The 19,144-nt window shown below is 73.7% G+C and carries 16 protein-coding genes; 7 read left to right on the top strand and 9 right to left on the bottom strand.

Annotated elements, in window-relative coordinates:
* Nucleotides 1-31: 31 nt before the first annotated feature.
* On the bottom strand, nt 32-1,450 hold the full coding sequence (locus EV378_RS04790; RefSeq protein ID WP_132421495.1) for an aldehyde dehydrogenase: 1,419 nt from the start codon (nt 1,448-1,450) through the stop codon (nt 32-34).
* 1,628 nt (nt 1,451-3,078) lie between these two features.
* Nucleotides 3,079-4,437, bottom strand: a complete 1,359-nt coding sequence (locus EV378_RS04785) for a salicylate synthase (RefSeq protein ID WP_243653286.1) — start codon at nt 4,435-4,437, stop codon at nt 3,079-3,081.
* Between the two features lie 113 nt (nt 4,438-4,550).
* On the opposite strand from EV378_RS04785, the gene EV378_RS04780 reads away from it, so the two are divergent.
* Both EV378_RS04780 and EV378_RS04775 read left to right on the top strand, forming a co-directional pair.
* Nucleotides 4,551-5,198, top strand: a complete 648-nt coding sequence (locus tag EV378_RS04780) for a TetR/AcrR family transcriptional regulator (RefSeq protein WP_165922141.1) — start codon at nt 4,551-4,553, stop codon at nt 5,196-5,198.
* Between the two features lie 30 nt (nt 5,199-5,228).
* Entirely contained in the window at nt 5,229-6,233 is a 1,005-nt protein-coding gene (locus tag EV378_RS04775; protein WP_132421493.1) for a phenylacetaldoxime dehydratase family protein, read from the top strand.
* 11 nt (nt 6,234-6,244) lie between these two features.
* On the opposite strand, the gene EV378_RS04770 is transcribed toward EV378_RS04775, so the two are convergent.
* A complete protein-coding gene (locus tag EV378_RS04770; protein ID WP_132421492.1) occupies nt 6,245-6,601 on the bottom strand; it encodes a pyridoxamine 5'-phosphate oxidase family protein in 357 nt (118 codons plus the stop codon).
* A gap of 56 nt (nt 6,602-6,657) precedes the next feature.
* Between EV378_RS04770 and EV378_RS04765 the strand changes: the two genes are divergently transcribed.
* On the top strand, nt 6,658-7,641 hold the full coding sequence (locus EV378_RS04765; protein ID WP_132421491.1) for an LLM class F420-dependent oxidoreductase: 984 nt from the start codon (nt 6,658-6,660) through the stop codon (nt 7,639-7,641).
* Nucleotides 7,638-8,606 carry an SDR family NAD(P)-dependent oxidoreductase gene (locus tag EV378_RS04760; RefSeq protein ID WP_132421490.1) on the top strand — a complete coding sequence of 323 codons (969 nt, stop codon included), beginning with the start codon at nt 7,638-7,640 and terminating at the stop codon, nt 8,604-8,606. The genes EV378_RS04765 and EV378_RS04760 overlap by 4 nt, the downstream gene beginning before the upstream one ends.
* Before the next feature lie 50 nt (nt 8,607-8,656).
* On the opposite strand, the gene EV378_RS04755 is transcribed toward EV378_RS04760, so the two are convergent.
* The 4 genes from EV378_RS04755 to EV378_RS04740 all read right to left on the bottom strand — a co-directional run bounded on the left by EV378_RS04755 (nt 8,657) and on the right by EV378_RS04740 (nt 15,034).
* Nucleotides 8,657-9,055, bottom strand: coding sequence for a VOC family protein (locus EV378_RS04755; RefSeq protein WP_132421489.1), 399 nt, complete (start codon nt 9,053-9,055; stop codon nt 8,657-8,659).
* Nucleotides 9,056-9,162: 107 nt separating this feature from the next.
* On the bottom strand, nt 9,163-12,429 hold the full coding sequence (locus EV378_RS04750; RefSeq protein ID WP_132421488.1) for an arabinosyltransferase domain-containing protein: 3,267 nt from the start codon (nt 12,427-12,429) through the stop codon (nt 9,163-9,165).
* A gap of 34 nt (nt 12,430-12,463) precedes the next feature.
* Nucleotides 12,464-14,047 (bottom strand): molybdopterin-dependent oxidoreductase, encoded by a 1,584-nt coding sequence (locus EV378_RS04745; protein ID WP_132421487.1) that lies wholly within the window; start codon nt 14,045-14,047, stop codon nt 12,464-12,466.
* 48 nt (nt 14,048-14,095) lie between these two features.
* Complete coding sequence (locus EV378_RS04740) at nt 14,096-15,034, bottom strand: LysR family transcriptional regulator (RefSeq protein WP_132421486.1); 939 nt, start codon at nt 15,032-15,034, stop codon at nt 14,096-14,098.
* Nucleotides 15,035-15,360: 326 nt separating this feature from the next.
* Between EV378_RS04740 and EV378_RS04735 the strand changes: the two genes are divergently transcribed.
* Nucleotides 15,361-16,503: a Glu/Leu/Phe/Val dehydrogenase dimerization domain-containing protein gene (locus tag EV378_RS04735; protein WP_243653570.1), complete on the top strand. Its 1,143-nt coding sequence runs from the start codon at nt 15,361-15,363 to the stop codon at nt 16,501-16,503.
* Nucleotides 16,504-16,581: 78 nt separating this feature from the next.
* On the opposite strand, the gene EV378_RS04730 is transcribed toward EV378_RS04735, so the two are convergent.
* Nucleotides 16,582-16,977: a hypothetical protein gene (locus tag EV378_RS04730; RefSeq protein WP_132421485.1), complete on the bottom strand. Its 396-nt coding sequence runs from the start codon at nt 16,975-16,977 to the stop codon at nt 16,582-16,584.
* A gap of 149 nt (nt 16,978-17,126) precedes the next feature.
* Here EV378_RS04730 and EV378_RS04725 point away from each other — a divergent pair, with 149 nt between their 5' ends.
* The gene (locus tag EV378_RS04725) at nt 17,127-17,627 is read left to right on the top strand and encodes a sigma-70 family RNA polymerase sigma factor (protein WP_279389592.1); all 501 of its coding nucleotides are present in this window, start codon (nt 17,127-17,129) and stop codon (nt 17,625-17,627) included.
* The gene (locus EV378_RS04720) at nt 17,624-18,292 is read left to right on the top strand and encodes an anti-sigma factor family protein (protein WP_132421484.1); all 669 of its coding nucleotides are present in this window, start codon (nt 17,624-17,626) and stop codon (nt 18,290-18,292) included. The genes EV378_RS04725 and EV378_RS04720 overlap by 4 nt, the downstream gene beginning before the upstream one ends.
* Here the strand turns inward: EV378_RS04720 and EV378_RS04715 are convergent.
* On the bottom strand, nt 18,289-19,110 hold the full coding sequence (locus EV378_RS04715) for an SAM-dependent methyltransferase (protein ID WP_132421483.1): 822 nt from the start codon (nt 19,108-19,110) through the stop codon (nt 18,289-18,291). The two genes, EV378_RS04720 and EV378_RS04715, sit on opposite strands and share 4 nt — an antisense overlap.
* Between the last annotated feature and the right edge of the window lie 34 nt (nt 19,111-19,144).

The following is a 19,144-nucleotide window of genomic DNA, read 5'->3' as shown; positions in this document are numbered from 1 at the left end:
TCCGGCCCGTCGCGGTTCACTGCTCGATGGATCACTGCCTGATGGCCATCACCACGGCCTTCGGCTCGGTGAAGAACTCGCGGCTGAAGTTGCCGCCCTCGCGGCCCCACCCGGAGTCGGCGAACCCGCCGAACGGCGCCCTCAGGTCCCGGATGAAGAAGCAGTTCGTCCAGATCGTGCCGGCCCGCAGCCGCGCCGCGACCCGGTGTGCCCGCGACAGGTTCTCCGTGAACACCATCGCGTTCAGCCCGTACGGCGAGTCGTTCGCGGCCGACACGGCCTCGTCCTCGGTGTCGAACGGCGTCACCGTGACGACCGGCCCGAACACCTCCTCGCGCTGGATCGCCGAGTCCGCCGGTGCGTCCACGATCACCGTCGGGCGGACGACCCAGCCGTCGCCGGTGCCGCCGGTCAGGACCTTGCCCGCCGGCTCCGAGAGGTAGCCGGTCACCTTGCGCCAGTGCGTCTCCGACGCCAGCGGCCCGATCTGCGTCGACGCCTCGCGCGGGTCGCCGATCACCATCGCCTCCGCGGCGGCGACGAAACGGTCCAGGAACTCGTCGAGGATCCCGCGCTGGACGTAGAGGCGGGACCCGGCCAGGCAGACCTGCCCGGCGTTGGTGAAGATCGCGCGGATCGACCAGTCGACGGACGCGTCCAGGTCGGCGTCGTCGAACACCAGGTTCGCGCCCTTCCCTCCGAGCTCCAGGCTGACCGGCGTGAGGTTGCGCGCGGCCGCCTCGGTGATCACGCGGCCGGTCGCGGACTCGCCGGTGAACGTGATCCGGTCGACCCGCTTGTCCCTGGTCAGCGCTTCGCCCGCGGAGCCCGGCCCATAGCCGTGCAGCACGTTCAGCACGCCCGGCGGGATGCCGGCCTCCAGCGCGAGCCGGGCCAGGATCGTCGCCGACGCGGGGGAGTCCTCGGCCGGCTTGAGCACGACCGTGTTCCCCCACGCCAGCGCGGGCGCGACCTTCCACGACTCCAGCATCAGCGGGAAGTTCCACGGCGCGATCGCGGCGACGACGCCGGCCGGCTCGTAACGCGTGTACGTGTGGTGGCCGGTGTCCATCGGCAGCGTCTCGGCCGTCGCCAGGCGGGCGTGGTCGGCGAAGAAGCGGAAGTTCTGCGCCGTGCGCGGGACGTCCTTGCCCTTGGCGTCCGCGACCGGCTTGCCCATGTCGTGCGAGTCGGCCGCAGCCAGCTCGTCGGCGTGCGACTCGATCAGGTCGGCCAGCTTGTGCAGCAGCGCCCCGCGCTCGCCGTACCCCATCCGCGACCACGGGCCCTCGTCGAACGCCCGCCGCGCCGAGGTCACCGCCCGGTCGGCCTCGGCCGCCCCGCCCAGCGCGACGTCCGACCACGGCTGGCGCGTCCACGGGTCGACCGAGGCGAACGTCGCGCCGTCGCTGGTCTCCTGGCCGTCGATGACGTGACCGAACGTCTCCATGGGCGCGAGCCTCCCGTCCCTCGACCCGCGGCGGAACCGGGGTGTTCCGCACCTGCGAACCCGACTCCCGCCGACCGCGCGCTGATCCGGACGACGCGTCGTGATCCGAGGGATGCGTGCTGCCGGGCGCGCGCATCGTCCCTGGAGGTGCGCGTACTGCGGATCACCGTGCGGATGGCGGTGTCGCCGGTGGTGGGGCGCCGTCCCTGGGCGTGATCCACGGGTTGCGGGCTGATCGGTCGGTGCGCGGTGATCCGGGGAACGCACGGTGGTCCGGAAGAACGCACGGTGGTCCGGAAGAACGTGCGCTGATCCGAAGGACGCGCGCTGGTTCGGTAGGTGCGCGTGTTCGGGCGGGTGCGTTGTCCGTGGAGGTGCGCGTACTGCGGATCACCGTGCGGATGGTGGTGTCGCCGGTGGCGGGTGCTGCCGCGGGTGGGGACATGATTCGGGGAGCGCGCGTTGATCCGGGGGACGCTCGTTGATCCGGAGAATGCGTCGTGATTCGGGGGACGCACGCTGATCCGAGTGGCCCACGCTGATCCAGATAACGCGCGCTGATCCGGAGGACGCGTCGTGATCCGGTGGATGCGTGCGGCCGGGCGCGCGCATTCTCCGTGGAGGTGCGCGAACTGCGGATCACCGTGCGGATGGTCGCTGACGGTGGGGTGCCGTCCCTGGGGGCGTGGTCCGGGGAACGCGCGCTGCTCCGCTCGGTACGCGGTGCTCCGGGGAACGCACGGTGCTCCGGAAGAACGCACGCTGATCCGAGCGACGCGCGCTGGTTCGGTGGGTGCGCGTGGCCGGTCGCGTGCATTGTCCGCGGACGTGCGCGTACGGCGGATCACCGTGCGGGTGGTGGTGTCGCCAACGGTGGGGCGCCGTCCCTCGGCGTGATCCACGAGTTGCGCGCTGATCCGGTCGGTGCGCGGTGATCCAGGGAACGCACGGTGCTCCGGAAGAACGCACGCTGATCCGAGCGACGCGCGCTGGTTCGGTGGGTGCGCGTGGCCGGTCGCGTGCATTGTCCGCGGACGTGCGCGTACGGCGGATCACCGTGCGGATGGCGGTGTCGCCGACGGTGGGGTGCCGTTCCTGGGTGTGATCCACGGGTTGCGGGCTGATCCGGTCGGTGCGCGGTGATCCGGAGAACGCGCGGTGATCCAGAAGAATGCGCGCTGATCCGAGCGACGCGCGCTGGTTCGGTGGGTGCGCGTGGCCGGTCGCGTGCATTGTCCGCGGACGTGCGCGTCCTGCGGATCACCGTGCGGGTGGTGGTGTCGCCGGTGGTGGGTGCTGCCGCGGGTGGGGACATGAATTGGGAAACGCGTTCTGATCCGGTGGGCGCGGGCTGGTTCGGTGGACGCGTGTGTCCGGGCGGGTGCGTTCTCCGTGGAGGCGTGCGGGCTGCGGATCACCGTGCGGATGGTGTCGCCGGTGGTGAGGGCGCTGTCGGGTGGTCATGATCCGTGGAGTGCGCGCTGATCCGGTGGGCGCGGGCTGGTTCGGTGGACGCGTGTGTCCGGCCGGGTGCGTTGTCCGCGGACGTGCGCGTACGGCGGATCACCGTGCGTACGGCGGATCACCGAGCGGGCTGCGGATCACCGTGCGGACCGGCGCGACGGGCGTTACGGGCGGGGCGCGGCGGGGACCAGGAACCCGGCGACGCTGCCCAGCTTCTCCCGGGTCTCCTCCAGCTCGCGCTCCGGGCGGGACGCCTCGATGATCCCACCGCCCGCACGGAGCCAGGTGCGGCCGTCGCGGCGCTGCACGGTGCGCAGCACGAGCCCGGCGTCCAGGGCGCCGCCCGCGTCGGCGGTGAGCACGGCGCCGGCGTAGAGGCCGCGGGGCTCGGACTCGTCGGAGGCGATCAGGTCGCAGGCCGCCTGCTTCGGGACGCCGGACGCGGTGGCCGTCGGGAAGATCGCGCCGAGCGCGTCCCAACCGTCGCGGCCCGCCGAGAGACGGCCGCCGACCTGGGAGGCCAGGTGCTGCACCGAACCCCGCTCGACGACGTCCATGTAGTCGTGCACGCACACGTCCTCGCAGACCTCGCGCAGGTCCTCGACGACGGCGCGGACGGACACCGCGTGCTCGACGACCTCCTTCGGGTCGCGACGCAGCTCGTCGCGCAGGCGCGCGTCGGTGTCCGGGTCGCCGGTACGGGCGCGCGTCCCGGCCAGCGGCTGGCTCACGACCCGCCCCGCCGGATCGGTGGCGACGAGCACCTCCGGGCTGTAGCCCGCGGCGTCCAGCCCGCCGAGCGAGAACAGGAACGAGCGGGCGGGGGCGTTCGCGCGGCGCCCGGCGACGAACGTCTCGACCAGGTCGATCTCCTCGGGGACCGGCACCACCCGGGACATCACGACCTTGTCCAGCTCGCCGCGGCGGATCGCGGCCACCGCGCGGGCGACGCGGGCCTCGTGCTCCGCGGCGCCGTGCCCGTGCGAGTCGACGGTCACGGCGTGCGTCTGCGCCGGGACGCGGTAACGGGAGGCCAGTGCCGCCGCGGCGCTGTCGAGTCCGGCCCGGTCGGCGGAGCGCACGCGGGCGACGCCGTCGCAGAGCCGGACCTCGGTGTGCGGGACGACGAGGTGGACCAGCCGGTCGGCACCGGCGGGACGGCCGTGCGCGCGGGCGCCGGCCAGCTCGAATGCGATCCAGCCGTAGGCCCGCCAGTCGCGGAACGGCAGCGTGTCGAGCAGCGAGCGCAGGACCGGGAGCGGGTCGTTCGCCGGGAGGGAGGACCAGGCAACGTCGGCGTCGTTGCCCTCGGTCCGCAGGTGCACCCCGTCGGTGTCCACCCAGAGCGCTGCGACGACACCGGTCGCGAACGACCACTCGCGGCCGTTCTCGTAGACCATGTGGTCCTCACCGGCGGCGGAGGAGGCGAGGCGGCGGACGACGTCGAGCGGCTCACCCGGGCACAGCACGGTGCGCTCCAGGTAGAGATCGTGGTGGGTGTCGATCTCCCGCGCGGTCGTCACCAGGCCTCCCTGCTGCGTGGTGGGCGGGCACGGATGGGACCGTGTCCTGCTGTCGCCGGTGGGGTAACAGCGTTACACAGTCGACGGTAACCGTGGCCGGGAGGGGAGGCAACGTGGCGAGACGTGACGTACCCCGCGATGTCCGCCGCCTCCTCGTGACCGCCGCGATCGGCCTGCTGGAGCGCGAGGGGCCGGACGCCGTGCAGGCCCGCAGGCTCACCCGGGAGATCGGCGCGTCGACCACCGCGCTCTACCACCACTTCGGCTCGATGCCCGCGCTGCTGCGTGCCGTCGTCGACGAGGGGTTCTCGCGGCTCGGGGCACGCATGTCCGCCGTCGAGGCGGGCGACGATCCGGTCGCCGACATCTGCGCGCTGGCGCTGGCCTACCGCGAGGTGGCGTGTGCGAACCCGCACCTCTACGACCTGATGTTCGGCCTCGGCGCGCCGGGCGGGCACCGTCCGGAGCCCGCGGCGACGGCGGTCGCGGCCGGGCCCGCTCAGGAGGCGGTGATCCACGTCGTCGGTGCCGTGTTCCGGGCGATCGAGCAGGGCAGGCTGCGGCCGGAGGAGAACGCCGCGCTCGTCGCGGCCCAGCTCACGAGCATGATCCACGGGTTCGTGTCGCTGGAGCTGGCCGGGCACTTCCGGGACATCGAGGAGCCGGTGCGGCACGTGCTGGTCCCGATGGGCGTGCACCTGCTCGTCGGCCTCGGCGACGACCCGGACCGCGCGCTCCGGTCCGGGCTCAGCGTTCTGTGACGGGCGTCCCCTCGACCTAGGATCGGGCGCATGACCGAGTCCGCGATCCCGGAGCACCTGACCGTCGAGCGGACGCGGCCCGTCCGGACGCCCGACGGGTTCACGCCGCCGTCGCCGTCGTTCGTCGCGCGCCCGCCGCTCGACCAGCGCCAGGTCGTGATGGCGTACCTCGGCGTCCAGGCTGAGGACCCGGTCGCGGAGCTGCCGCCGGAGGCGCTCGCCGGTGATGCAGCCCCGCGCCACGTCGACCGCGCCCTCGTCCCGTCGGACGACCCGGGCCGGGCGCCGGGGGACGCCGTCGTCGTCGCCTACTGGGACGACCCGGAGGCGTTCGACCACTGGCTCGCCACGCACCGCCGTGCCTGGCTCGACGGGCCGGGCGGACGCTGGCTCGAGGTGATCCGGCCGCGGGTCGAGCGCTACGAGACGATCACCGGCCGTCGCAGCAGGCCCGAGGGCGTCGCGCACCTCGCGCAGGGGTACTCCGACCAGGTCCTCGAACACGCGTACTGGGGGAGCATGCGCGACCGGATGCCGGCGTCCCAGGACGAGGACCTGGACGATCCGGGACACCTGGAGGTCGAGCGCGACGGCGACGTCGTCCGCGTCCGGCCGACCGGCAGCGTCTGCCTGATCCGCTCCGGCCAGGACTGGTCGGACACCGCGGGCGACGAGCGCGAGCGCTACCTGACCGACATCGAGCCGCGCCTGCGCGAGGGCATGGACTTCCTGCACGAGGAGGGACCGGACGTCGGCTGCTGGAGCAACCGCTACCTCACCGTCCTCGACGACGACGGCGCGCCCGTCGAGCGCACGTTCGGACTCGGGTGGTGGCGCACCATGGCCGACCTGGAGCGCTGGTCGGAGAGCCACCCCAGCCACCTGGCGATCTTCGACTCGTTCGTGAAGCTGGTCGCCGAGCAGCGCGGGACGACGATCCGGCTCTACCACGAGGTGTCCGTCGCCCACCCCGACGAGTGCCTGTTCGAGTACGCCCGCTGCCACGACCGGACGGGTCTCCTCCGCGCGCTCTGAGCCGCACCGACCTACGGCAGCGTCGGGTCCAGCTCCACGCAGTCCGCACCGCAGCTCCCGCCGGGAGCCGACGGCGCGCCGGGGCGGTGCAGCACCGCGCGCGTCGGGGACACGAGCAGCACGTCCCCGTCGAGCTCGGCGGTGCCGTCGACGATCAGGCTGTAGCCGCCGTCGTCGTACGGTGACCAGACGAGCGTGACCTGCGGGTTCCGTGCGAGACCCGCGCGGGCCCGGCGTCCCGGAGCGTCGATGCGGAACGCACCGCCTGCCACGTCGACACCGACCGGCACGACGTGCGCCCGCCCGTCGAGCACGGTCACGAGATGCGGCGCACGGTGGTCACGCCACGCGTCGGCGAGCCGGTCCATGTCACACCACCTCCGCACTTGCGTTCGAGCGCGCTCGAAGTCCTAGCGTTTGCGTCATGGGTATTCGACTCGGCTACCAGATGCCGAACTTCAGCTACGGCGCTCCGGTCTCCGACCTGTTTCCGACGGTCATCCGCCAGACCCGCGACGCCGAGGCCGCCGGGTTCGACACCGCATTCGTGATGGACCACTTCTACCAGCTGCCCGGCCTCGGCTCACCCGACGAGCCGATGCTCGAGGCGTACACGGCGCTCGGCGGACTGGCCACCGCCACGTCGTCGATCCAGCTGTCCACGCTGGTCACCGGCAACACCTACCGGAACCCGACGCTGCTGGCCAAGGCCGTGTCGACGTTGGACGTGGTCAGCGGCGGGCGGGCCGTGCTCGGGATCGGCGCCGGATGGTTCGAGCTGGAGCACCGCCAGCTCGGGTTCGAGTTCGGCACGTTCACCGACCGCTTCGAGCGGCTCGACGAGGCCCTGCAGATCATCAAGCCGATGCTGCGCGGGGACCGCCCGACGTTCTCCGGCACGTGGTACCGGACCGAGACGGCGATGAACGAGCCGCGGATCCGGAACGACCTCCCGATCATGCTCGGCGGCGGTGGCGAGAAGAAGACGTTCGCGCTCGCCGCCCGCGACGCCGACCACCTCAACATCATCTGCCAGCCCTCTGAGCTGCCCCGCAAGCTGGACGCGCTGGCGCAGCGCTGCCAGGAGGCCGGCCGCGACCGGTCGAGCCTGGAGACCAGCTTCCTGGCGTTCGTGATGATCGACGAGGACGGCGACAAGGCCCGCGACCAGGTCACGACGTACCTGCGCGGGATCGGCGTCGACCCGGACACGCTCTCCGACGAGGAGCGGGCGGCGGCCACCGGCCGGGTGTTCGCCGGCGACCCGGACGACGTCGCCGCGGATCTGAAGACCCGCGTGCTCGACGCGGGCGTGGACGGTCTGGTGATCAACCTGCCGGTCAGCGGCCACCAGGAGGGCGCGGTCGAGCTGGCCGGCCGGACGCTGAGCAAGCTGGTGTCCGCATGACGACGGCGCGCGACATCGCCGGGACCCAGGCACCGATCGGCTCCGGGTTCGGCGCCTCCAGCACCGCGGCCGACGTGCTGGCCGGGATCGACCTGACCGGGAAGCTGGCCGTCGTCACCGGCGGCTACTCGGGCCTCGGGCTCGAGATCAGCAGGGCGATGACGGCGGCGGGCGCGCAGGTCGTCGTGCCCGCCCGGCGCCCGGACGCGGCGGCCTCGGAGCTCGCCGGCGTCCGGGGCGTCGAGGTGGACGCGCTCGACCTCGGTGACCTGGACAGCGTCCACGCGTTCGCCGACCGGTTCCTGGCCGGCGGGCGCCGGATCGACATGCTGATCGGCAACGCCGGGATCATGGCCTGCCCGGAGACCAGGGTCGGGCCCGGCTGGGAGGCCCAGTTCGCCACGAACCACCTCGGGCACTACGCGCTGGCGAACCGGCTCTGGCCGGCGCTGGCCGACGGCGCCCGGGTGGTGTCGGTGTCCTCCCGCGGCCACCACCGCTCGTCGATCCGCTGGGACGACGTCCACTTCACCCGCGGCTACGACAAGTGGGAGGCCTACGGCCAGGCGAAGACGGCGAACGTGCTGTTCGCCGTGCACCTGGACGCGCTGGGCCGCGACCGTGGCGTGCGGGCGTTCGGCCTGCACCCCGGCGGGATCATGACCCCGCTGCAGCGGCACCTGGCGCGTGCCGAGATGGTCGAGGCCGGGTGGATCGACGAGAACGGCACGCCGATCAACCCGTCGTTCAAGACTCCCGAGCAGGGAGCCGCGACGGCCGTGTGGGCGGCGACGTCACCGCAGCTCGACGGCCGCGGCGGGCTCTACCTCGAGGACTGCGAGGTGGCGCTGCCCGCCGAGCAGGCGGGGGCGTCCGGGGTGCGGCCGTACGCGGTCGACCCGTCGGAGGCGGCCCGGCTGTGGACGCTGTCCGCGGAGCTCACCGGCGTGGACGCGCTGAGCTGAGGGACGTCCGCGGCGGGAACGGGTGCGCCCGCTCCCGCCGCGGCGCCGGCTCACTCCGGGGCGGTGAAGAACTCCAGCGCGATGTTGTCGGGGTCGCGGAACGACACGCCGCTGCCGTAGTGGGCGCGCTTCACACCGCCGTGCGAGATCCCCAGCTCGTCGAGCTTGGCGGCCCACTGCTCCAGCTCGGCGTGCGACCCGACGGCGAAACCGACGTGGTCCAGGCCGGTGCGGTGCTCGTCGAAGCGCTCGCCGGTCTCCTTGCCCCGGTGCGTGTGCAGGCCGAACAGCAGGCCGCCGTCGAGCGCGAAGACGGTGTGGTGGAACTCGCCGCCCTCCTCGTCCTCGTCCAGGACCGGGTCGGCGCCGAACAGCGTCGCGTACCAGTCGGTGCTGCGCTTCAGGTCGGACACGGTGATCGCGACGTGCTGGAGACCGGGGAAGGCCACGGCAGGGGCTCCTTTGCTCTTGCGGGCACCGGCGACGCGCACCGATGCGGCTATCGCTGCCTGTCTATCAGCCGACGCGACGGCCGGACCCCTACGAACGGGCGGGGTCAGGGGGCGGGGATCTCCGGGTACCCGAGCGGGGTGCGGTCGCCCTCCCACCCCCAGCGTTCGACGGGCGTGGTCGCCCTGTCGTAGGCGTCGGTCGGGTAGGGGTAGGTGACCCTCGTGATCGAGCCCCAGTCGTCGTACCGCGGGCGGGTGTCGGTGCCCCGCAGACGCGTCGGCAGTCTGCTCTCGGTGTCGTACACGGTCATCGGCGCGAACGCCCCGCCGACCGACGCGGCGAACGACGCGTCCCCGGCGAAGTCGAGGTCGGCAGGCCCGCGCAGCAGCACGGTCGGTGCTCCTGCCAGCCCGTCCGCGACGCGCGGGGACTTCCGGACGCACGGCGCCGCCCACAGCAGCGACCAGTCCACGTACGTCGTGTCGCCTGCGGTGATCTCGTCGCGGGCCGGCCTCACGTCACGCAGACGCGGGCCGGTGACCGCGAGGAAGCCGCCCGGGTCGGTGGTCGCGTCGGTGGCCCGGATGCGGACCAGCCCGGCGCCCGCCGGGATCTGGTCGCGGGACAGGTGCACGTCGCGCCAGTCCGAGCGGAACAGCGGGGTCTGCTGCTCGACGTGGTCGGCCGGGTAGTCGGCGCGCGACGCCGGGTCGGTGGCCGCGTCGTCGATCACGCGGGTCCCGAGCGGCGGCGCGGACCCGTCGCCCGGCGGGGCGAACTCCAGGCTCAACGAGTTGCCCTGCCCGGTCCGGCCGTTCACGTCGAGCGCCAGCTCCTGGTCGTCGGCCAGCGCCGGGAGCACGAACCACTGGCTGGTCAGCGACCCGGTGGAGGACGCACCACGGTCGGCGGAGCCCCACAGGAACTGCGAGCTCCCGGTCCCGGGTGGCGCCGGGGGCGTGCCGCGGTAGCCGCCGTTCTGCGTGAACCCGGTCGTCCGGGCGGTGCCCGGCCCGGCCGCGAGCACGCCGCCGGGGGTGTTCGTGACGACGTCGACGTCGTCGAGGATCCCGCAGGTCGGCGTCCCGTCGAACTGGGCGATCATCTGCGCGCCGACCGAGTAGCTGCCCTCCTGACGGCCCGGCGCGACGGCGAACGACCACAGCATGGCCGCGACGCCGACGAGCGCGACGGAGGCGGTCAGCACGGCCGGAGCCCGGACCATCCCGCGGCGCAGGCCGTCCCGCGCGCCCGCGCGGTTGTCGCCGGTCCGCACGGCCGCGACGACGGCGCCGAGCAGGAGCACGGCGACGACGACCGCCACCCACGGCACGGGGGAGTTCCACGGGCGGAACGGGCCGTCGTCGTGCGGGACGCCCCAGTGCGAGTACAGGAACCAGTCGTTCCTGCCGGAGAACGCGACCGCCGCGGCGATCACCAGCGCGAGCGTCCCGGCGCCCGCCGCCGCCCGCACCGCCGTCTCGTCGGCGCGCCGCCGGGCGGCCAGCACCAGCAGGACGACGCCGCACGTGAGACCCAGCGCGCCGACGCCGGCGAGCGTGCCGAAGTAGTGCGTCCACTTCGACGGCGTCAGGCCGAGCGCGACCAGCCCGAGCGCCGCGCCCACCGTCACGACCGGCACCCACCGCAGGCCGGCCGTCCGGTGCACCCCGCGGGCGAGCAGCGGGAGCACGGCGACCAGCAGCGCGATCGTGAGCAGGACCGGGATCCGGCGGCCGAGGCCGCCCTGCTCGCCGTCGAACCCGAACAGCAGCGTCCAGCGGCGGATCTCGTCGAACCAGGCGACGTTCGGCCCGAAGTAGGTGTGCATCTCGGTCGCCCGGGACACCGTGTACCAGCTCTGGCCGGTGAAGATCAGTACCAGCCCGACGCCGCCGATCGCCGCCGCCGCGGCCGTCGCACCCGCCTGTGCGAACAGCCCGCGCAGGCCGGTCGCGGTGCCACGCACCCGTCGCAGCAGGGCCGGGAGCAGCACCAGGACCGGGCCGAGCACCATCACCGACGACGGCGTGACCGCCACCGACGTGCCGAACGCGAGCGCGGCGAGCCCGAGCCAGACGCCGCCGTGCCGCGGGCGGGCGGCCGCGCGCAGCCCGAACGCGACGGTCGCGGTCACGGCGAGCGCGGCGAACGGCTCCGGGCGCACGCCCAGGTTCAGCGGCATCCACCAGACGAGCAGGCAGACGGCGAGCAGCAGCCGCACCCACACCCGGCGGGACAGGCGGCCGAGCAGCACCGGAAGGGCCACCCGGGACACGAGCAGCCACACCGCGACCCCGGCGATCGTGGACAGCGTGCGCAGCGCGAGCGGTGACGCGCCGTCGTCGACCATCGGTTGGACGAGCCGCAACACCAGCGTGAACGGCGCCTCGGAGGCGTTGCCCCAGCGGTAGAAGTTGCCGAACTGGTCGGTGCCCGCCGCGTTGCGGACGATGCCCTCGGTGAACCCGTCGTCCGGGCTCAGCGGGCCGATCACCGTCCACACGCCCAGCACGCCGAGAACGGCCAGGTCCACGGCCTTCCGCCCGAGCCCGCGCACCGTGGCCCACGACTCGAGCGCCGTGGCGCGCCAGATCCGTCGCGTGCCGGCGAGGCTGCGACGACGGCGTCGCTGCCGGTCGGCGAGCGCGAGCAGCGCCAGGGACGCGGCTGCCAGCAGGAGCTGGACGACGACGAGGGCGTCCTTCGTGCCGGTGGAGTCGGCGGTGAACCAGTCCGCCGTGCGGGCCACGACGCGCAGGCCGGCCGCGTCCGGCGGGGCGAGGTCGGTGGCGAACACGCGGACGGTTCGGACGCGGTCGCCGGGGTAGGTGCGCGGTGCCTGGCCCGCCGGGGTGACCGTGCTGCCCGCGCCGTCGGTGCGCAGGCCGATCCCGCACGCGTCGCCGTCGGCGACGGGTTCGCGGTAGAGCTGCCTCCCGCCGACGAGCACGAGCAGGTTCTGATCGACGGTGGTGACGGTGAACCCGGTCGTGTCCGCCCCCGGCCTGTCCGAGGACACGATCGTCGTGGGCCCGTCGCGGCCGAGCGCGGCGCGCACGACCGGGCACGGCACGTCGAGGCGGACGGACTCCGGTGCGTACGGGACGAAGAACGCCGTCGTCGACGTGACGTCCTTGCCCGCCCGGGGCCACGTGACGGTCGTGTCGTGGTCGACGACCGGGGCGAACGGCATCAGCAGCGCCGCGACGAGCCCGAGCAGGCCGACGACGAGCGTGGCGCCCGGCAGCACCCACGTCCGGTCGCGGACCGTGCCCTCCGCAGCGGCGGCGGGCGCGTCGGACCCGTCCGGCGTCTCCGGCGTCTCTGCCGGGGACTCGGTCGCGGGGGAGCGCGCGTCCGTCGTCATGGGCGTCCGGGTCGGGTCGGTGCTGCTCGGAGGATCAGGCCGCGGTGACGGAGATCGTGTGCCAGCCGGTCGCCCCGTCCGGGATCACGTCCTGGAGCTGGGCGGTCTGCAGGTAGCCCGACCGGTCGGTCGCACGGACCTGCAGCTGGTGACGCCCCGGTGCCAGGTCGACCGGCGCCTGCCACATGCGCCAGGTGTCGATCCCGACCTCCGTCGCCAGCTCCGCAGACTGCCAGCGCCCGCCGTCGGCCCTCACCTCGACCCTCGTGATGCCGGTGTGCTGGGCCCAGGCCGTCCCGGCGACGACCACCCGGCCGGCCGGCACGGTCGCCTCGGAGCGCGGCACGTCGATCCGGGACTGGGTCTTGATCGGCGCCTCCCGGGACCAGCCGCGCAGCTCCCAGAACGACGGGTTCGCGTCCCAGGTGGTGACCTCCATGTCGGTGATCCACTTGCAGCCGGAGACGTAGCCGTAGAGCCCCGGCACCACCATCCGCACCGGGAACCCGTGCTCGACGGGGAGGGCCTTCCCGTTCATGCCGATCGCGAGCATCGCGTCGCGCCCCGTGTCGGTGAGCGCGGTGACCGGTGTGCCGGTGGTGAACCCGTCCACGCTGGTGGAGAACACCTGCTCGGCGCCCGGCTGCACACCGGCCTCCATCAGCAGGTCGACGAGCGGGACCCCGAGGAACAGGGCCGTCGAGGCCAGGTCGCCGCCGACCGGGTTGGACACGCAGGTCATGGTGATCGGCTTCTCGATCAGGCGCCGCGAGCGGAGCTGGTCGAACGTCAGCGTGACCTCGCGCTCGACCATCCCGTGGATGCGTACCGACCAGCTCGCCGCACCGACCCGCGGCACCTGCAGGGCGGTGTCGATCCGGTAGAAGCTGTCGTTCGGCGTGAGGAACGACGGCGTGCCGGACGCCGCGAAGTCGGCGCCGGCCGGGATCCGCGGCGGCGGCGGAGCGGCGGCCGGTGGGACGACCGTGTCCGGGACCGCGTCGGTCCCGCTCCCGGCGAGCAGGCGCCCGAGGGCCCCGGCCAGCGCCGTCCCGGCGAGCGCGACGCCCGCCAGCGTCAACGCACGGCGTCGGGCGAGCCCGGTGCCTTCCGGCGCGGCGTGCTGGCCCGGCGCGGCCGCCCACGCGAGCAGGGCGCGGTGCAGCACCGTGAACACGCCGTACCCGACGGCCGGCGCCGCGACCGCCGGCACGAGGTCGAGCACGCCGAACGTCGGGGCCAGCGTCGCCGCGACGGCGGCCAGCACACCCATCGCGATGATCACGCCCTGGCCGGGCGTCGGCGTGCGGCGGCTCGCCAGCCCGGCCACGACACCGGCCAGCGCGATCACGACCGCCATGCCACCGAGAAGGGCGACCTTGTCGTAGGTCCCGAACGTCGCGATCGCGAACTGCTTGAGCCACTCCGGGGTCATCCGGATGAACTGGTTGCCGACGGCCAGGAACGGCGACGACGGCGGATCCAGCAGTCCGGCGACCAGGTCACCGGCGGCCAGCGCCGACGCGACGCCGAGCAGCCCCGCCCCTGCGGCCCACGGGCGCGCGATCACCGGATCGCCGGTCTCGCTCCGGGGCGGGGTGGGAGCGGTCGTCGTCATGACAGGCGTTCGGTCGTGGACACCCCACGGGTTCGGCCCGTCACCCGTTCACGCACCGTCCGGGAGTGTGACCGGTGCGCTGGCACCGAGACCCTGCTCCGCGGCCGCGGTGCGCACGGCGTCGATCACGAGGAGCAGAGCGGGCCGCCGGGCCGAGCGGGTCCGGTAGGCGACCGAGACGGTGCGGGTCAGCGCGTCACCGAGCGCGACGACGTCGACACCCGGAGGGCGCAGCGCCAGTCCGAGGTCGGAGACGAGCGTGACGCCGAGCCCGGCCGCGACCATGGCCAGCGCCGTGGCCTGCTCCTCGACCTCGTGGTTGATCCGTGGCTCGAAGCCGCTGGCCTGGCAGGCGAGCCGGCCGGCGGTGCCGAGGTGCGAGCGCGGGCCGGCCAGGATCCACGGGTGGTCGGCCAGCTCGGTGAGCGTCACGCTGGCCGACGGCACCGCGCCGGACGGGACGGCGGCGTAGATCCGCTCGACGGCGATCACCGCCCGCTCCAGCGACGGGTCCCAGTCCATCGGGTAGTTCGAGTAGTCGATCACGAACGACAGGTCGAGCGCGCCGTCGCGTACGGCACCCGCTGTGTCCTCCGGGGCCAGCTCCTTCGTCCGCACCTCGATGCCGGGGTGCGAGTCCGCGAGGATCGTCAACGCGGCCGGGAGCAGGCCGGACGCGACCGACGCCCACACGCCTGCGGTGAGCCTGACCGAGATCGACTCCTGGGCCTCCTCGAGCGCGAGCGTGGCCCGCTCCACCGACCCGAGGATCTCCTCCGCGTGCTCGGCGAGCAGGGTGCCGAGGTCGGTCAGCCGGACGCGGCGGCCGAGACGCTCGAACAGTTTCGCCCCGACGTCGCGCTCCAGCTGGGCGAGCTGCTGGGACACCGCGGACGCCGTGTAGTGCAACGCGTTCGCCGCCGCCGTCACGGTTCCGCGGCGATGTAGCTCACGCAGCATCCGCAACCGGGGCAACGACAGGTCCATGAGCTGCAGCGTAGGTGTGTTGTGCAGGAACGCTGAACACGACCATCAATGATCCGTTAATGGACGCCCGGGGAGCGCGGACCGCACTCTGGCATCACCGGCGGGGCACCGTCGCGCCGGGGACATCGTCGTCCACCCCGACTTCCCCGAACGGGCTGTTACACGGTGGGCCCACCGGACGAAGGGGTGGCCAACGAACGTACGAACGAGGAACGGAGGTGGCTCGGATGACCACGATGCAGGACCCGATGGAGCACACGGGAGCCGCGATCAGCAGCGTCCCGACCCGCCCGACGGTCGTGGACGCGCCCCGCGTCCAGCCGTACATGCGCCTGCAGTGGACGGACCCGGTCACGGGGGCCACCGGCTACCTCGTCGTGCACACGCTGCGCGCCGGCATCGCGACCGGCGGCACCCGCATGCGCGCCGGCTGCACGATGACCGAGGTCGAGGACCTCGCGCGCGGCATGGCCAACAAGACCGCCACGTTCGACCTGCCGATCGGCGGGGCCAAGGGCGGCATCGACTTCGACCCGAAGGACCCGGCGGCCGCCGGTGTGCTGGAGCGGTTCTGCGAGGCCATGCGGCCGTGGATCGACGCGCATTGGGTCACCGCCGAGGACCTCGGCGTCCCGCAGCACCTGATCGACGAGGTGTTCGAGCGCCTCGGCATGGGGCAGAGCTACCACGCGGCCATCCGTCGCGCGGACGACCCGGTGGCCACGCTGGAGCGTGTCCGCCGCGGCCTGAACGCCGAGGTCGACCACGGCTTCCTGCTCGGTGACGTGATCGGCGGCTACGGCGTCGCGCACGCCTGCCTGGCCGCGGCCGTGCACTGGGGACAGACGCCCGCGGAGACGACCGTCGCGATCCAGGGCATCGGCACGATGGGTGGCGGCGCGGCCTGGTACCTGCACGAGGCCGGGATGACGGTGGTCGCGGTCGCGGACGCGGCGGGCACCCTCTACGACCCGAACGGCCTCGACGTGCCGGCGATCCTCGACCTGCGCGACGGCTACGGCGAGGTGGACCGCTCCCGCCTGCCGGAGGGTGTGCAGCAGCTGCACCGCAACGACGTGATGGCGACCGAGGTGGACATCCTCGTGCCGGCCGCGATCTCCTACGCGATCACGCCGGACAACAGCTTCGACGTCCGCGCCCGCGTCGTCGTGGAGGCCGCGAACGCCGCCACGACGCCGGAGGCCGAGGCCATGCTGGCCGCCCGAGGCGTGCCGGTGCTGCCGGACTTCGTCGCCAACGCCGGTGCCGCCGTCTGGGCCTGGTGGCTCCTGCTCGGTGAGGTCGACGACCGGCCGGACAACTCGTTCGACCGCCTGCGCACCGTGATGCACGCCAAGGTCGCGACGCTGCTCGGCCGCTGGGCCGAGGAGGGCGTCACCCCGCGCGAGACCGGACACGCCTGGGCGGCCGACCCGGCCCCGTCGCTGGCGCCGCTCGTCATCCCCTGATCCCGCCTTCCTCCGCAACGAACGGCACCTTCGGGCAATGACACTGCCCGAAGGTGCCGTTCGTTCGGCCGGGGCCGGTTACGCGCGGGCGCCCGCGGCGCGGACCGACGCGCGGTCGGCGAGCGCGTACACGGCCAGGACCGCCACGACGATCTCGGCGATCGTGCAGATCCCGCCGGACACCGGCATCCAGAACCCGACCGCGTTCGGGACCAGCGGCGGGAGCCCGACCGTGCTGCGCAGGACGTAGCCGATCGCGGTCAGCGCCGACACGCCGCCACCGACGATCCAACCCAGCCGGGGCCGGACGAACAGCAGCACCAGACCGACGAGCGTGCCCAGGCCGGACAGCCAGAACAGGATCGGCATCACGCCGCCCACACCGCCGACCATCACGTGGATCACGGTCGCGATCGCCAGCCCGATCGCCCCGAGGACCCGCAGGCCCGTGTTCTCCGCTCGCGTTCCGGACATTCCGGCCTCCTCCGCCGTCGGTCGAGCCGATGCCCGGCTCGATGGAGTACACGGAAACGGACATCACGCGGTTCACCGGCTCGAAGAACCGCTTCGAACCGGATCGGTCCGGCGTCCGTGTACACCGGTGGGACACGAGCGGAGGACCGGTGGACACGGACGCGATGCGGGCGCTGCACGACCGGCACGCCGCTGTCCTGTGGCAGGTCGCGCTGCGCACGACCGGTGACCACGGGCGCGCCCACGACGCGGTGCAGGAGGTGTTGCTCCGCGCCTGGCGGCACCCGGAGGTCTTCGACGAGCGCCGCGGCGACCCCCGAGCCTGGCTGCTGCGGACGCTGCGCAACATCCTGATCGACGACTGGAGGGCCCGGTCCGCTCGCCCGGACGAGTCGCTCACCGGGGAGCCGCCGGAACGCGGCGTCGACGACGACGTGGACGCCGCCCTGCAGTCACTGCTGGTCTCCGACGCGCTGGACCGGCTGTCCGCGGAGCATCGCGAGGTGCTCGTCGAGTGCTTCTACCGCGGCCACAGCGTGGCCGAGGCGGCCCGCCGGATCGGGGTGCCGCCCGGAACCGTCAAGTCCCGCACGCACTACGCGCTGCGGGCGTTGCGGCTGACCCTGGACGAGATGGGGGTGGGGACATGAGTTGTCCGCACCGCTTCGACGTCGGCGTCTACGTGCTCGGGGCGCTGGACGCGGGCGAGCGCGCCCCGTTCGAGGACCACCTCGGCGGCTGCGACGAGTGCACCGCCGAGCTGCGCAGGCTCGGCGGGCTGCCCGGCCTGCTCGCCAGGGCGGGCCGGTCCGGGCCGGTCGAGGGGGCCGGCCCGGACGAGCCGCCCCCCGGGATCCTGGACGGGGTCGCCGGCCGGATGCGCAGGCGACGGAGGTCGCGACGGCTGCTGGTCGCCGCGGGCGCCGTCGTCGTGCTCGGGGTCGGGGTGCTGGCCGGCTGGTCGCTGGCGCCGCGGGAGACGGTCGCCGTCCCGGTCCGCACGGTGGAGCTGCAGTCCGCGGCGGCGGACGCGCCGGTCTACGGCGAGGCGGGGTTGGCCGGCGAGCCGTGGGGTACGGCGATCACGCTGCGCTGCCGGACCATGGCGGGCCGCCCCGCCCCGGCGCGGGACGCTCCGCGGTCGGTGTACGTGCTGACCGTCCGCGGCCCGGACGGCTCGGTGCAGCAGGTGGCGCGCTGGTCCCCGCCGCCCGGTCAGGACGTCGACGTGCAGGCGGCGACGAACCTCGACCCGGCCGCCGTCGCCGGCCTCGAGGTGCGGACCGGCACCGGACAGCTCGTGCTCGCGGGTTAGTCGACCCGGCCGACGACGGCGAGCGCCTCGCCGACGCCGCGTGCCTCCGGCTCCTCCGGGTCGCGGTGCCAGTCCCGCATCTCGACGACGCCCGGGTCGACGAGCGTCAGCGCGGACAGCAGATCGGCGAGCTGCGACCGGTCGCGCAGGTGCAGCGGCGTGCTGCTCTCCCGGTAGAGCCGCTCGCCCTCCTCCATCGCTGCGCGGTCGGCCGGGTCGCGCAGGTCGGTCGTCGCGTGCGAGACCGCGAACAGGCTGCCGGGGACGAGCCGCGACCGGTAGCCGTCGAGGATGCTCCTCGGGTCGTCCGCGGGTCCGGCGAAGTGCAGTACCGCGACCATCAGGACGGCCACCGGGCGCTCGAGGTCGAGCACGTCCCGCACACCGGGGGCAGACCACACGGACTCCGGGTCGCGCATGTCGGCCGAGCTGATGCTGACGCCGTCGAGCCCGGCCAGGATCTGCTCGCTGTGCGCCACGGCCACCGGCTCGTTGTCGACGTAGGCGACGCGCGTGTCCGGGTCGATCGCGCGGGCGACCTCGTGCACGCTGCCCATGGTCGGGATGCCGGAGCCGAGGTCGAGGAACTGGTCGACGCCCGCACGGACGCAGTACCGCACGGCCCGTCGCAGGAACGCCCGGTTGTTCGCGAACGTCCCGGCCACTCCCGGTAGCCGTTCCAGCATCCTGGCGGCGAACTCGCGGTCGACGGCGAAGTTGTGGTTGCCACCGAGCATGTAGTCGTACACGCGCGCGATGCTGGGGCGTTGCAGGTCCGGGGGCTCGCCGCCCTCGCGGACGTCCGGGCCGTCGGTCATGGGCACCGAGCGTAACGGAGTACCCGCTCCGGCC

It is taken from the genome of Pseudonocardia endophytica (assembly GCF_004339565.1).
Taxonomy (GTDB): Bacteria; Actinomycetota; Actinomycetes; order Mycobacteriales; family Pseudonocardiaceae; genus Pseudonocardia; species Pseudonocardia endophytica.
Note: the sequence above shows the minus strand (reverse complement) of the source record. Positions and strands in the feature narration are given on the sequence as shown.